Source organism: Streptomyces sp. NPDC048462 (genome assembly GCF_043200175.1).
Lineage (GTDB): Bacteria > Actinomycetota > Actinomycetes > Streptomycetales > Streptomycetaceae > Streptomyces.
This window is the reverse complement of record NZ_JBICXG010000012.1, coordinates 167862-181623: the sequence shown is the minus strand read 5'-3', so window position 1 is coordinate 181623 and position 13762 is coordinate 167862. Positions and strand designations below refer to the sequence as shown.

Below are 13762 nucleotides of genomic sequence, written 5' to 3'. Positions count from 1 at the left end.
GGCTCTTGCACCAAGATGCTACCCGAGGAAGGACCGAGGTGTCGGCTGCCCAGCCCCCCGGTAACGGTGCGCCCCATCTGCTGGTGGTGATCGATCCGGTCGCCCGCAGGACGGACGGCGAGTCCGTCCGGATCGCGAAGGACGTGCTGAGCGCGGGCTCACACGCCAAGATCTGCCTCCCCGAGGGGCCCGAGGAGTTCGCACGGGCCCTCTCCCGCAGGGGCGGCCGGCGGCCGGTGGTGATCGGTGACGACCGGGCGCTGCGGCGGGCGGTGGCCCAGCTGCACCGGGAGCGGGAACCGGCCGGAAACGCCCTTTCGCTGATCCCGGTCGGCGCGGCGGCGGCCCTGGAACTCGCCCGTTCACTCGGCGTGCCGACGAGTGCGGTGGCGGCGGCCCGCACCGCGCTCGACGGCGCCGTGCGGCGCCTGGACCTGATGGTCGACGACAGCGACGGCGTGGTCCTTGGCGCGCTGCGCATCCCGGCGCCGAGCAGCGCACCGGGCACGGAGGGGTCCCATTCGGGCGTCACCGCCGTCTGGGACACCTGCCGCTCCCTGGTCCGGACCCTGGTGCATCCCACGCCCTCCGCGCTGCCCGCGCCGCTGCGCACGCACCGGCTGCGGATCGAGGCGGACGGGGTCCTGCTGAACGATCTGGACCGCCCGGTCGAATCGGTGACGGTGACCTCGGGGTGCGGCGACGGCGGCCTCGCGGAGGTGACGATCCACCCGCCGGACGGCGACCCGGTCACCACCGGGGCCAAGGCCGTCACGGTCTCCGGACCCGATTTCCGCTACCGCGCGGACATACAGGTCGGCGGGCCGGTGAGGACGCGTACCTGGACGGTGCGGGCGGGCGCGTGGGGGCTGATGCTGCCGGTGCCGGCGGGGTAGGTCCCCGGGCCGGAGCGCGGGTGCCTTCAGCCTTCAGGTGCCCGCGCCCCCGTCGGACGCGTATCCGCCGCCCGCGTATCCGCCGCCCGCGCCCCCGTCGGCCGCCGGGAGGTCGAGCGTCTTGCGGTGGTCGTGCCAGCGGGCCATCAGCCCTTCCAGCTCCGACTGCAGGAACTCGAAGAACGCCGCCGTCTCGGCGATCCGGGCACCGGCGGGCGTGTGCTCGCCGAGCGTGCGGGCCCCGTCCCGGAGGGTGCGCTCCCAGCGGGTCAGCACCTGGTCGCGGCTGGCGAAGGTGGTGTACCAGATCTCGTTGTGCAGCCGGTAGCGGTCGCGGCGCGAGCCCGGTTCGCGTTCGCGGCCGACCATGCTGACCTGGGTGAGGTAATTCACCGCGCCGGACACGGCGGCCGGGCTGATCTGGAGCGCCAGGGCGAGCTCGGCCGAGGTCATCGAGGCGTCGTCGTCGGCGAGCAGGGCGGCGAAGACCCGGGACGCCATCCGCTGCATCCCCGCCTCGGTCATGTCGGACGCGAACCGCTCGACGAAGCGCGAGACCGCCTCCGCGTCGCGCTGCGCGGGGGCCCCGGCCGCGTCCTTCCGGTCTTCTGCGTTCTCCGCGGATTCGCTGCTCATCAGCTCCATCGTCTCCCTGCGTCTGCCCGGGTATCCGTCCCGGCGTCGGCACCGGCAGCGGTGCCGTCACTCGTCCGAAGTTTATACGTTTCCTTAACTTCACAAATTTGTGAAAGTAGCGTACGTTCAAAATCATGACGAAGGCAATCACCGTGGCCGGACTGCACAAGTCGTTCGGCCGGACGCATGCGCTGGACGGGCTCGACCTGACCGTCGAGTCCGGTGAGGTCCACGGCTTTCTCGGGCCCAACGGGTCGGGGAAGTCCACGGCCATCCGGGTGCTGCTGGGCCTGCTGCGTGCCGACTCCGGCGCCGCCCAGCTGCTCGGCCGCGATCCCTGGCGCGACGCGGTGGAGCTGCACCGGCGGGTGGCCTACGTCCCCGGTGACGTCACGCTGTGGCGCAACCTCTCGGGCGGCGAGGTGATCGATCTGTACGGGCGGCTGCGCGGCGGGCTGGACGACGCCCGCCGCGCCGACCTGGTGGACCGGTTCGAACTCGACCCGACGAAGAAGGGGCGCACGTACTCCAAGGGCAACCGGCAGAAAGTCGCGCTGGTCGCCGCGTTCGCCTCCGATGTGGACCTGCTGATCCTGGACGAGCCGACCAGCGGACTGGACCCGCTGATGGAGGAGGTCTTCCAGAGCTGCGTCGCCGAGGAGCGCGGGCGCGGGCGCACGGTCCTGCTCTCCAGCCACATCCTCAGCGAGGTCGAGTCGCTCTGCGACCGGGTCAGCATCATCCGCCAGGGCCGGACGGTGGAGACGGGGTCACTGGCCGGGATGCGCCATCTGACGCGTACGAACATCAAGGCCGAGCTGGCCGGTGAGCCCGAGGGGCTGGCGGGCCTCCCCGGGGTGCACGACCTGGACGTGCGGGGGCGCGAGGTCTCGCTCCAGGTCGACACGGACAAGCTGGACACGGTCCTGAGATCGCTCACCGCGTCCGGGGTGCGTTCGCTGACCAGCACCCCGCCCACGCTGGAGGAGCTGTTCCTGCGGCACTACACGGCGGATACGGGGACCGCGGCGGACGCGGGGGCCGGACCGGGTGCGGAGGCCGGGACGGGGGTGGTGGCGCGATGACCGCCGTGGCCACGCCCGCCCCGGCCGGCACCGGGCGCCGGACCGGGACCGGCACCGGACAGCTCGCGGGGACCCGGGCCCTGCTGAGGCTCGCCCTGCGGCGCGACCGGATCATCATGCCGCTCTGGGTGCTCGTGCTCGGCGGCTCGTTCTCCTCCGTCGGCAAGTCCATCTCCTCGCTCTACGGCACCGGGGCCCAGCGCGCCGACCTCGCCGCCTCGATGAACGGCAACAGCTCCCTGCGCGCGATGTACGGGCCGGTGTTCAGCGACTCCGTCGGCGGGCTCGTCAGCTGGCGCATGATCGCCTTCGGCGCCGCGCTGGCCTCGGTGATGAGCCTGGTGGTCGTCGTGCGGCACACCCGCGAGGAGGAGGAGACCGGCCGTCAGGAGATGCTCTCCTCGGCCATGGTGGGACGCCGCGCCCCGCTGACCGCCGCGCTGCTCGCCGCCGTGACCGCCAATGCCGCGCTGGCCCTGGTGATCATGGCCGGGATGGCCGGGTCGGGGGCGGGCGGGGCCGGGGCGGTGGCGATAGCGCTGGCCGTCGCCGGGGTCGGTGTGCTGTTCGCCTGCACCGCCGCGATCGCCGCCCAGTTCACCGAGAGCGCCCGGCTCGCGAAGGGGCTGACCGCCGCGGTGGTCGGTGCCGCGTTCGTCCTGAAGGCGGCGGGCGATTCCGCGACGGACGACGGTTCGTCCGTGTTCACCTGGCTCTCCCCGATCGGCTGGGCGGAAAACGTCAGACCGTACGCGGACGAGCGGTGGTGGGTGCTCCTGGTGATCGCCGGCGCGGTGACGGTGCAGTGCGCCGCGGCGTACGCACTGGCCGGGCGGCGCGATGTCGGCATGAGCTTCCTGGCGACGCGGCCGGGCCCGGCCCGGGGCCGGATCTCCACCGCATTCGGCCTCGCCCTGCGGCTCCAGCGCGGTGCGCTGCTGGGGTGGACGGTGGCGTTCGCCGCGGTCGGTACCGTCTTCGGCGGGCTGACGGGCGGAGCGGCCGATCTCGTGGGGGACAACGAGAAGACCAGGGAGATCTTCGAGCGGATGGGCGGCCAGGCCGGTCTGACCGACGCGTTCCTCGCCTCGATGGTCTCCGTGCTCGGCACGGTGGCGGCGCTGTACATCGTCTCCTCGGTGCTGCGGCTGCACAACGAGGAGACCGCCGGACGTGCCGAACCGGTGCTGGCCGGCGGGGTCGGCCGGATCGGCTGGGCGGCCGGTCATCTGTTCATCGCCTTCGGCGGCGCGGCCCTGATCATGGCGGCCGGCGGCCTCGGCCTCGCCGCCGGGTACGGGCACGATCTGCCCGCCGTGCTCGGCGCCGCACTGATACAACTGCCCGCCGTCTGGCTGCTGGGCGGGGTGACGGTGCTGCTCTACGGGGCGCTGCCGAAGGCTGCCGCGGCCGCCTGGGGGCTGGTGGGGATCTGTCTGGCGCTGGGCTGGATAGGCCCGGCCCTGGATCTGCCGCAGCCGGTGATGGACCTGTCGCCGTTCACGCACCTGCCGAAGCTGCCGGGGGCGGAGCTGGTGTGGGGTGCGGTGGCCCTGCTCACCGTGCTCGCGCTCGCCCTCACGGCCGGCGGTCTGGCCGCGCTGCGGCGGCGCGACATGCTGAACTGAGCGGGACGGCCCGCAACCACGCGTGGCCCGGTGGGCGTCACCGCCCATATGGATGACCGCAGGGAAGCCCTCCACGGAGTCACCGGATTCGCCGTGGCCGCAGCCGGGGCAGCCGCGGGGATGTCCGTCTGGGCGCCGTACGCGCGGCGGGGCATCCTGGGCGGCTTCGAGGGCGAGGCCGAGTGGGACATCCTCTGGCAGGGCCTGCCGGTCATGGCGCTGGGCGGCGTCGCGGCCGCGCTGGGCACGCTGTGCCTGGTACGGGGGAGATGGCGGCGGGCCCTCGCGTTCGGAGCGCTCCTCACGGCACTGGCAGTCGTCGGGGTCACGTTCCAGGTGCTCGAAGGACCGCCCTCGCCCTGCGGCAATTCGCCCTGCTGAGACCCACCGGGGCCGCCGCCCCGCCCGGAAGCCGCCCAGACCTGCCGCCGTCCGCCGCCCCGCAGCCCCGCAGCCCGCCGTGAAATGCCAGGGACCGGCGGGGCTGCCGAACGCTGAGCCGGTTCCGGGCCGAGCTGAGCCGGTTCCGGGCCGAGCCGCCGCTCACAGCTCGACGCGCAGCTCCTTCACACCCCGGATGACGTACCCCGGGTTCCACTCCGGCTCCCCGGCCAGCCGCATGCCCGGCGCCTTGCGCAGCAACTCCCCGAAGGAAGCTGCCAGTTCCACCCGGGCCAGTGGGGCGCCCAGACAGAAGTGGATGCCGGCGCCGAAGGTGATGTGCGGGTTCTCCTGCCGGGCGAGGTCCAGCGTGTCCGGGTCGGGGAAACGGGCCGGGTCGCGGTTGGCCGAGCCGAAGAGCAACGCCACCTCGCAACCGCGCGGGATGACCGTGCCGCCGATCTCGATGTCGTCGAGGACCCAGCGCTCGAACATCTGGAGCGGGGTGTCGTAGCGCATCAGCTCCTCGATCGCGGACGGCAGCAGCCCGTGGTCGGCCCGCAGCGCGGCCAGCTGCTCGGGGTGGCGCAGCAGGGTCCACCAGCCGTTCACCGTGGTGTTGACGGTCGCCTCGTGTCCCGCGTTCAGCAGCAGCACACAGGTGGAGACCATCTCCTGCTCGGTCAGCCGCTCGCCCTCGTCGTGGGCGGCGATGAGCGCGGAGATCAGATCCGTACCCGGGTCGCCGCGCCGCTGGGCGATCAGTCCGCGCAGGTACGCGGAGAAGTCGACCGAGGCACGCACGGCGGCGCGGGCGGTCTCCTCGGACGGGTTCAGCTCGTACATTCCGCAGATCGCCGCCGACCAGGGCCGCAGCGGGGCGCGGTCGGACTCCGGGATGCCGAGCATCTCCGCGATCACGGCGACGGGCAGCGGCTCGGCCACCGCCGTGAGCAGGTCGCCCCCGCCCTGCGCGACGAAGTCGTCGACGAGCCCGGCGGCCAGCCGCCGTACCGTCGGCGCGAGCTGCTCGACGGTGCGCGGGGTGAACGCCTTGGAGACCAGCCGCCGGATCCGGGTGTGGTCCGGGGGCTCCAGGTCCAGCAGCCCCTGCCCGTTGAGCGTCTCGAACGGCTCGTGCTCGGCGGGCGGCGCGGTCCGGCCGAACTCCTCGTGCGTGAACCGGTGCAGATACGTCCGCCCCAGCCGGCGGTCGCGAAGCAGCGCGGACACATCGGCGTGGTGCGGGACGAGCCACTGGTCGGTGGGCTCGAAGTAGTGCGCCCGGCCGGTGGCGCGCAGCTCGGCGTAGGCGGGATACGGGTCGGCGACGAACGCCGCCGACCACGGGTCGAAGGGGGCGGCGGAGCCGGAGGCGGCACGCGGGGGCTGGTTCATGAACCGACGCTAACCGGCCACCCGCCACCGGACCAGCCCCCACCTGCCGGAACCCCGCCAGGCCCGGTCCGCCCCGCCCCGCCCGCGCTGGCCCGGCCCGCGTATCAGGCCGGTGTGACCAGCCGGGCCTCGTAGGCGAAGACGGCCGCCTGGGTGCGGTCGCGCAGGCCCAGCTTGACCAGGATGCGGCTCACATGGGTCTTGATCGTGGACTCCGCGACCACCAGGTGCGAGGCGATCTCCCCGTTCGACAGGCCCTGGGCGATGAGCACCAGCACCTCCGTCTCGCGCTCGGTGAGGTCACCGATCCGGGCGAGTGCGGGCGGGCGCGGGGCGGCCGCGAGCTTGGAGAACTCGTTGATCAGCCGCTTGGTGACGGTGGGGGCGAGCAGCGCCTCACCGGAGGCCACCACCCTTACACCGTCCGCGAGTTGCCGGGCCGAGGCGTCCTTGAGGAGGAAGCCCGAGGCGCCGGCGCGCAGCGCCTGGTAGACGTACTCGTCGAGGTCGAAGGTGGTCAGCACCAGTACTTTCGCGTCCCGGTCGGCGGCGACGATCTCACGGGTCGCCTCGATCCCGTTCAGCTCCGGCATCCGGATGTCCATCAGCACCACGTCGGGGCGGAGGGCGGCGACCTGCGAGACCGCCTCGCGGCCGTTGACCGCCTCGCCCACCACCTCGATGCCCGGCATCGCGTTGAGCAGCACCGAGAACCCCTCGCGGACCATCATCTGGTCGTCGACGATCAGTACGCGGATCGTCGCGTCCGGGGCAGTCGTCATGCCTGCTCCACAGGGGTGTCGGAGGGGGTGTGCTGGACGGGGATGAAGGCGGTGACCTCGTAACCGCCGTCCGAGGCCGTCTCGGCGGTCATCTCACCGTTCAGCATCCCGACCCGCTCCCGCATCCCGGTGATCCCGTGCCCGGCCCCCGGCGAGGGTTTCACCGGGCCGGTCGGCGGGCCGTTGACGACGCGCAGTCCGAGGCCGCCCAGCACATAGCCGATCTCGACCTCGGCGGCGGCGCCCGGCGCGTGCCGCAGGGTGTTGCTGAGGGCCTCCTGGATGATCCGGTACGCCGACAGCTCGACGCCCTGCGGCAGTTCGCGCACCGCGCCGGTCACCGTCTTGCGCGTCGCCAGGCCCGCCTCGCCGACGTTGGCGAGGAGACGGTCCAGCTCGGCCAGGGTGGGCTGGGGCGCGTCCGGCGCCTCGTAGCCCTCTGCGCGTACGACGCCGAGCACCCGGCGCAGTTCGGTGAGCGCCGCGACGGCGTTCTCCCGGATCGTGACGAAGGCCTGCTCCAGCTCGGGCGGCGGATTCTCCACCCGGTACGGGGCGGCCTCGGCCTGGATCGCGACGACCGACATGTGGTGGGCGACCACGTCGTGCAGTTCGCGGGCGATGGTGGTGCGCTCCTCAAGGAGTGTGCGGCGGTCGCGCTCGACGGCGGTGACGGTGCGCTGCACGGTGACCTCGCGCTCCGCCTCCCGGCGGACCTGCACCAGGCTCACGACGAGCAGCGCGAACGCGGAGGCCACGGCCATGGCCGCGGTGTCCGAACCGGCGCCCGCTCCGGCCACGTTCTCCACGAGCGTGCCGAGCAGCAGGGTCAGGACCCACATCCAGGCGGCGGTGCGCGGCCGGGTCCGGGCCGCGACGACGTTCAGCACGACCAGGTGGGCGAAGAAGGAGCTCGCCCCCCACGGCCCGCCCACCTCGCCGAGGACCGCGGTCACCGGGATCAGCGCCATCGACATCCAGAACGCCCCGACCGGCCTGATCAGCGTCATCGCGACGCAGAGGGCGGGCACCAGTCCGGAGAGCAGGACACCGGCGTTGCCGGTGCTGGCGAAACCCTGCATGAACGCGATCAGCGCGGCCCCCAGCACCACCGCGTGGGGGGTCCAGCCGGCACGGGCACGCAGCCGCTCCGGCAGCCGCCGGGTCAGCGGCCCGTCGGTCCGCATGGGCGGCAGCGGGCGGTAGGCGAACGCGTCATGGATCAGGTCCTGCCGCAGGCCCGCCATCGCACCCTCGGCGGCCTGGAGCTCGGGGCTTCGGGTCTTGGTCTCGGTCACGCTTCCACGGTAGGCGGCGCCGCGGGCGGGGTCGTCAGCACAGATACGGATCCTGGACCGTCCGTCGCAAGTACTACCCGGGTCCGCCCCGCCGCCCGCCGAGGGACCCGCCCGGTCCCGCCAGGGGGTTCACCAGGCCAGCTGGGCGATCTCCTCGGCCACCACGGCGCACGCGTCGGCCGCCGGATCGATCAGCGGGAAGTGCCCGACGCCGGGCAGCAGGGTCAGCCCCACCGTCTCGCCCTCCTTCGCCGCGGCGTCGACGAACGCCTCGACGACGGCCTGCGGAACCGTGAGGTCCACGGTGCCCTGCACCACGGCGGTCGCGATGCCGGTGGGCAGCAGCTGCGCCGGGTCGGCCTGCGCGCTGCGGGCGGCGAAGTCCTCGTCGGTCCCCAGGAACTGGCCGATCGCGCCGTTGCACACGTCGAGTTCGACCGCGGAGGCGAAGTCCGCGATCGGTGCGAGCGCCACCACACCGCGCAGCGCGGGCGGACGCGGCAGCCGCCACGGCGAACCCTCCGGCAGCACGTGCCGCGCGGCCGCCCACAGCGCGAGCTGCCCGCCCGCCGAGTGCCCCGTCACGACGATCCGCCGGGCGTCGGCCGAGGGCAGCTCCCGCGCCAGCAGCACCGGCAGCGCGTCCATCGCCGCCGCGACGTCGTCGAAGGTCTCCGGCCAGCGGCCGGCGACCGGCCCCGAGCCGCGCTGCTGCGGGATCTCGCTGCCGCGCCGGTACTCGACGCTGGCGACGGCGAAACCGCGCCGGGCCAGGAAGCCCGCGAACGGGGACAGGTGGAGCCGGTCGTACGGGGCCCGCCACGCCCCGCCGTGCAGGACGACCACGACAGGCGCGCCGGTGCGCCCGTCGTGCGGGGCGTAGAAGTCGATGGTCTGGTCCGGGTGGCTGCCGTAGGCGGCGGAGGCATCGGGGGCGAGCACCGGATGCGAGAACGCGGACTCGGTCTCGGCTGCGTCCTGATCACGCGCGGCAGAATCCGACATGCTGCTCCAACCGTCCCTGACAATGCCCAACTGGGCTGACCTGCGGGGACGGTATCAGTACGGAGGCGCTCCCTGCCGCCGGTGGTGGGGCGGGAACGGAATCGCGGGAGGCACTCCCTGTCACGGTGGCGGTCACCGCCGCCGCCCGCCCCGCGACGGGGCAAAACCCGTCCGGCGACCGGGGCGAGCCGGTCGCCGGACTGACCCGGGAGCCTACGCCACCGGGGCGGGAGAACCGTCCAACACGTCCGCGAGCAGCCGCGCCGCGCGTTCCGCGTCCGCGAATCCCACGTACAGCGGGGTGAATCCGAACCGCAGCACGTCGGGGCGGCGCAGGTCCCCGACGACTCCGCGCTCGATCAGCGCGGCCATCACAGGTTCGGCGTCCTCGCACCGCAGCGCGACCTGGCTGCCGCGTTCGGCGTGGGCGGCCGGGGTGACCGAGGTGACGCGCCCCTCGGGGACGTACGCCGCGACGCACTCCAGGAAGAAGTCCGTCAGTGCCAGGGACTTGGCCCGGACCGCCTCGACCCCGACCCCGTCCCACACGTCGAGGGACGACTCCAGGGCCAGCATGGACAGGATGTCGGGGGTCCCGACCCGGCCCCGTACGGCGCCTTCGGCGGGCTCGTAGCCGGGGGTCATCGCGAACGGGTCGGCGTGCGAGGTCCACCCCGGCAGGGGCGAGTCGAACACCGCCTGATGGCGGGCCGCGACGTACAGGTACGCGGGCGAACCGGGCCCGCCGTTGAGGTACTTGTACGTGCAGCCGACCGCCAGGTCCACCCCGTGCCGGTCCAGGTCCACGGGCAGGGCGCCCGCGCTGTGGCACAGGTCCCAGATCGCGATCGCGCCCGCCGCGTGCACGGCGGCGGTGAGCGCGGGCAGGTCGTGGAGCCTGCCGCTGCGGTAGTCGACGTGGTTGAGCAGGACGGCCGCGGTGCGCGGGCCGAGGGCGGCCGTCACGTCGCCGGGGGCGACCGGGACGATCCGGTGACCGGTCATCCGGGCGGCGGACGCGGCGATGTAGCCGTCGGTGGGGAAGGTGTTCGCGTCGACCAGGATCTCGTCGCGGCCCTCCGGCGCCAGCCGGGTCGCGGCGACGACGGCCTTGAAGACGTTGACGCTGGTGGAGTCCCCGACGACGATCTGGCCGGCGGTGGCCCCGACGATCGGGGCGATCCGGTCACCGATCCGCTCCGGCGCGGTCCACCAGCCGCTCTCGCCCCAGGACCGGATGCGCAGCGCGCCCCACTCGCGGGTGAGGACCTCCTGCAGCCGGGCGGGCACGTGCCGGGGCAGCGCGCCCAGCGAGTTGCCGTCCAGGTAGACGGTGTCGTCGAGCGTGAAAAGCTCGCGCAGCGGGGCCAGTTCGTCGGCGGTGTCGAGCGCCCGTGCGCGCTCCTGGAGGTCAGACATGGCTGCGGGCCGTCCAGAGCTCGGGGAAGACGTTCTTGGTGGCGCGCTTCTCCAGCCAGGCGACGCCGGCCGAACCGCCGGTCCCGGTCTTGGAGCCCATGGCCCGCCGGGTGGCGACGAGGTGGTCGTTGCGCCATCGCCAGACCAGCTCACCGACATCCGTGAGCGCCTCACCGAGCCTGACCAGCTCGTCGTTCTGGTCGGGGCTGGCGTAGATCTCCGCCCAGACGGCCTCGACCTCGGGCGACGGCTCGTACTTCTGGCTGAGGTCGCGGCCGAGCACGGCCTGCGGGACGGCGTGGCCGCGCCGGGCCAGGAGCGCGAGGGTCTCGTCGTACAGCCCCGGCTCACCGAGCGCCTTCTCCAGCTCGGCGTGCACGCGGGGCGCACCCCGGTGCGGCACGAGCATGGACGCGGACTTGTCGCCGAGCAGGAACTCCATCCGCCGGTACATCGCGGACTGGAAGCCGGAGCCCTCGCCGAGGGCGGACCGGTAGGAGTTGAACTGGGCGGGGGTGAGCTGGGCGAGCGGTGTCCAGGAGGCGTTCAGCGCCTCCAGCTCGCGCACGGACCGCTTCAGCGCGTCCCGGGCGACGGGAATCCGGTCCTCGCGCAGGGCGTGCGCGGCGGTCTCCCACTCATGGACGATGACGGTGAACCACAGCTCCATGACCTGGGTGGTGACCAGGAAGACCATCTCGCCCGGGTCGTCGGAGCGAAGGTGCTGGAGGTGGGTCAGGACATCCGCCTGGACATAGTCCTCGTACGGAGTCGTTCCCGCGAAGTCGAGGTGCGGGGTCTGCGCACCGGTGGCTTCGGGGTCGGGGTGAATCGTCGACATCGCTGTCTCCTCGACACGAGCTTCCGGGTAGCGGTCCGCCCCTTCCGTGAGGTGATGGAGCTCCGGTCCCCTGTTCGCATCCTAAACGGCACCCCGGGGAACGCGCAGACCCCGCGGACGCCGATGCGTCCGCGGGGCCGGTGGGGCGGGTGCTGTATAGGGTCTTTCGTTTGGATCAGGCCGGATCAGGGAGCGGTGTCCGGTGCGTGCGGCTGCAAGGCGGAGGAGGGAGTAAATGCGGAGCATTGGCGACCGACGACAACGCCGCAGATGTGCGTGCCGGACACCGCGAGCCCGGCATGATCCAAACGAGAGGCCCTAGCCGAGGGTCTCGGCCGCGGTCGGGGAGGAGTCGCGGAGGAACGCCGAGCAGCGCTCGTACTCCTCCTTCTCGTCGATCGCCCGCGCGGCACGCGCCAGGGCGTGCAGGGCGCGCAGGAAACCTCGGTTCGGCTCGTGCTCGAACGGCACGGGGCCGTGGCCCTTCCAGCCGGCCCGGCGCAGTGCGTCCAGGCCGCGGTGGTAGCCGGTACGGGCGTACGCGTACGACTCGATGACCCGGCCGCCCTCGAACGCCTCGTCGGCGAGCTGCGCCCAGGCCAGGGAGGAGGTCGGGTACTTCGCGGCGACCTCGGCGGGCGCCACGTCGGCGGCGAGCAGTTCGCGCGGTCCCGGTTCGTCGGGCAGATGGGTCGGGGCGGGGCCCCCGAGCAGGTTCTCGTGGATCGACATGGTCCAAGTGTGCCTGTCACCGGCGCCGCCGGTGCACAAACGGCGGGCGCCGGGGCGCGGGACGCCCGCCTGAGGACCCGAAAGCGTGCGCTCCGGCCCCTCAGGCCTCTTCCGCCCGGCGTGCCGCTTCCGGGGCCGGTTCCAGCGGCGGGGCGGCGACACCGCAGTTCACCGTGCACTCGGGGCGTGCGGTGTCCTGTACGGCCGCGTGGGGCGTGCGGACGGTCGCCCAGGCGATCGCGGCGCCCACCACGAGCAGCCCGGCGCACATCGGCATGGCCCGCCGGAAGGTCGCGGCGAACTCCCCCGCGTCCCGGTAGGCCTCGGGCCCCATCCCGGCGAGCAGCGGCAGCGCGGCCACCGCGATCAGCCCGGCGGCGCGGGCCGCGGCGTTGTTGATCCCGCTGGCGAGACCGGCCCGGCCGGTGTCCACGGAGGCCAGGACGGTCGCGGTGAGCGGGGCCACCACGGTGACCAGGCCGACGCCGAGGACGGCGACCGCCGGGAGTACGTCGGTGAGGTACCCGGAGACGGTGCTCGACCCCGGCCCCACGCGCAGCATCAGCAGCATGCCGGTGGCGGCGATCAGCGGGCCGACGGTGAGCGGGATGCGGGGGCCGATGCGCTGGCCCAGCTCGCCGGACCTGGCGGAGAACAGCAGCATCAGGACGGTCGTCGGCAGCAGTGCGGTGCCCGCGCCGAGCGCCGAGTACCCGGCCACGACCTGGAGCTGGATCGCGGAGAGGAAGAAGTAGCCGCCGAGCGCCGCGTACACGCAGAGGGTGACGATGTTGACGGTGGTGAACTGCCGGGACGCGAACACCGACGGCGGCAGCATGGGGTGCGCGCGGCGCCGCTCGACCTGGACGAACACGGCGCCGAGCAGCACCCCGCCGACCGCCGCCCCGATCACCAGCGGGGAGGCGCCCCTCCCCGGCGCCTCGATCAGCGCGTACGTGACCAGCGCGAGGGCGAACGCGCCGAGCGCCGCCCCGAGCACGTCGAAGCGGCCGCGCGCGTACGGGTCGCGGGACTCCGGCACGTGGCGCAGCGCGATGGGCACGCAGACGGCGGCGAGCGGCAGGTTGAGCAGGAACACCCACCGCCAGCCCGGCCCGTCGACGAGCCAGCCGCCCACGAACGGCCCGACTGCGGCCCCGACCCCGCCGAACCCGGACCACAGCCCGACCGCGCGGGCCCGGTCGTCCGGGTGGAAGCTCGCCTGGATCAGTGCCAGCGACCCGGGGGTGAGGAGCGCCCCGCCGACGCCCTGGAGGGCGCGGGCGGCGATGAGGACGAAGGCGTTGGGCGCGATGCCGCAGAGCAGCGAGGCAAGGGCGAACCACACGACCCCGATGACGAAGACCCGCCGCCGCCCGTACCGGTCCCCGAGCGCACCGCCGAGCAGGATCAGCCCGGCGAGCGTCAGCATGTACGCGTTGACGGTCCACTGGAGCGCGGCCAGGTCGGTGCCGAGGTCCTCACCGATTCGGGGCAGGGCGACGTTGATGACGGTGGAGTCGAGCATGGCCATGCTCGACCCGAGCACGGTCGTGAGGACCACCCAGCGCCCGACGGCGGAGGCAACCCGGATCCCGGGCCCGTCCGCCTCTGACTTCTCCATGCCCCCAGCATCGACGCCACCGCCCCAAGAGGCCACC

General features: G+C 73.5%; 13 protein-coding genes. 4 read left to right on the top strand and 9 right to left on the bottom strand.

From position 1 onward, the window contains the following. Positions 1-38: 38 nt before the first annotated feature. A complete protein-coding gene (locus tag ACGFU6_RS21575) occupies positions 39-896 on the top strand; it encodes a diacylglycerol kinase (protein ID WP_393612925.1) in 858 nt (285 codons plus the stop codon). A gap of 33 nt (positions 897-929) precedes the next feature. Here the strand turns inward: ACGFU6_RS21575 and ACGFU6_RS21570 are convergent, their stop codons facing one another. Next, on the bottom strand, positions 930-1532 hold the full coding sequence (locus ACGFU6_RS21570; protein ID WP_393612923.1) for a GbsR/MarR family transcriptional regulator: 603 nt from the start codon (positions 1530-1532) through the stop codon (positions 930-932). 134 nt (positions 1533-1666) lie between these two features. Here ACGFU6_RS21570 and ACGFU6_RS21565 point away from each other — a divergent pair, with 134 nt between their 5' ends. Genes ACGFU6_RS21565 through ACGFU6_RS21555 form a run of 3 tightly spaced genes read left to right on the top strand, consistent with a single transcriptional unit; the run spans position 1667 to position 4626 of the window. After that, positions 1667-2617 (top strand): ATP-binding cassette domain-containing protein, encoded by a 951-nt coding sequence (locus tag ACGFU6_RS21565; protein WP_393612922.1) that lies wholly within the window; start codon positions 1667-1669, stop codon positions 2615-2617. After that, entirely contained in the window at positions 2614-4245 is a 1632-nt protein-coding gene (locus tag ACGFU6_RS21560; RefSeq protein ID WP_393612920.1) for an ABC transporter permease, read from the top strand. The genes ACGFU6_RS21565 and ACGFU6_RS21560 overlap by 4 nt, the downstream gene beginning before the upstream one ends. A 48-nt stretch (positions 4246-4293) precedes the next feature. Continuing rightward, the gene (locus tag ACGFU6_RS21555) at positions 4294-4626 is read left to right on the top strand and encodes a hypothetical protein (protein WP_393612919.1); all 333 of its coding nucleotides are present in this window, start codon (positions 4294-4296) and stop codon (positions 4624-4626) included. Between the two features lie 162 nt (positions 4627-4788). Here ACGFU6_RS21555 and ACGFU6_RS21550 read toward each other — a convergent pair whose 3' ends face one another. The 8 genes from ACGFU6_RS21550 to ACGFU6_RS21515 form a co-directional block, all read right to left on the bottom strand. Then, positions 4789-6024, bottom strand: coding sequence for a cytochrome P450 (locus tag ACGFU6_RS21550; RefSeq protein ID WP_393612917.1), 1236 nt, complete (start codon positions 6022-6024; stop codon positions 4789-4791). A gap of 104 nt (positions 6025-6128) precedes the next feature. After that, positions 6129-6806: a response regulator gene (locus ACGFU6_RS21545; protein ID WP_393612915.1), complete on the bottom strand. Its 678-nt coding sequence runs from the start codon at positions 6804-6806 to the stop codon at positions 6129-6131. After that, positions 6803-8053 (bottom strand): sensor histidine kinase, encoded by a 1251-nt coding sequence (locus ACGFU6_RS21540; RefSeq protein WP_393613007.1) that lies wholly within the window; start codon positions 8051-8053, stop codon positions 6803-6805. Before ACGFU6_RS21540 ends, ACGFU6_RS21545 begins: the two co-directional genes overlap by 4 nt. 180 nt (positions 8054-8233) lie before the next feature. Continuing rightward, entirely contained in the window at positions 8234-9109 is an 876-nt protein-coding gene (locus ACGFU6_RS21535) for an alpha/beta hydrolase family protein (protein ID WP_393612914.1), read from the bottom strand. 213 nt (positions 9110-9322) lie between these two features. Then, on the bottom strand, positions 9323-10528 hold the full coding sequence (gene kynU, locus ACGFU6_RS21530) for a kynureninase (RefSeq protein ID WP_393612913.1): 1206 nt from the start codon (positions 10526-10528) through the stop codon (positions 9323-9325). Beyond that, complete coding sequence (locus tag ACGFU6_RS21525) at positions 10521-11369, bottom strand: tryptophan 2,3-dioxygenase family protein (protein WP_393612911.1); 849 nt, start codon at positions 11367-11369, stop codon at positions 10521-10523. The genes kynU and ACGFU6_RS21525 overlap by 8 nt, the downstream gene beginning before the upstream one ends. Positions 11370-11687: 318 nt before the next feature. Beyond that, positions 11688-12101 carry a DUF3151 domain-containing protein gene (locus ACGFU6_RS21520; RefSeq protein ID WP_393612909.1) on the bottom strand — a complete coding sequence of 138 codons (414 nt, stop codon included), beginning with the start codon at positions 12099-12101 and terminating at the stop codon, positions 11688-11690. A gap of 100 nt (positions 12102-12201) precedes the next feature. Continuing rightward, positions 12202-13725 (bottom strand): MFS transporter, encoded by a 1524-nt coding sequence (locus ACGFU6_RS21515; RefSeq protein WP_393612908.1) that lies wholly within the window; start codon positions 13723-13725, stop codon positions 12202-12204. Positions 13726-13762 lie beyond the last annotated feature (37 nt).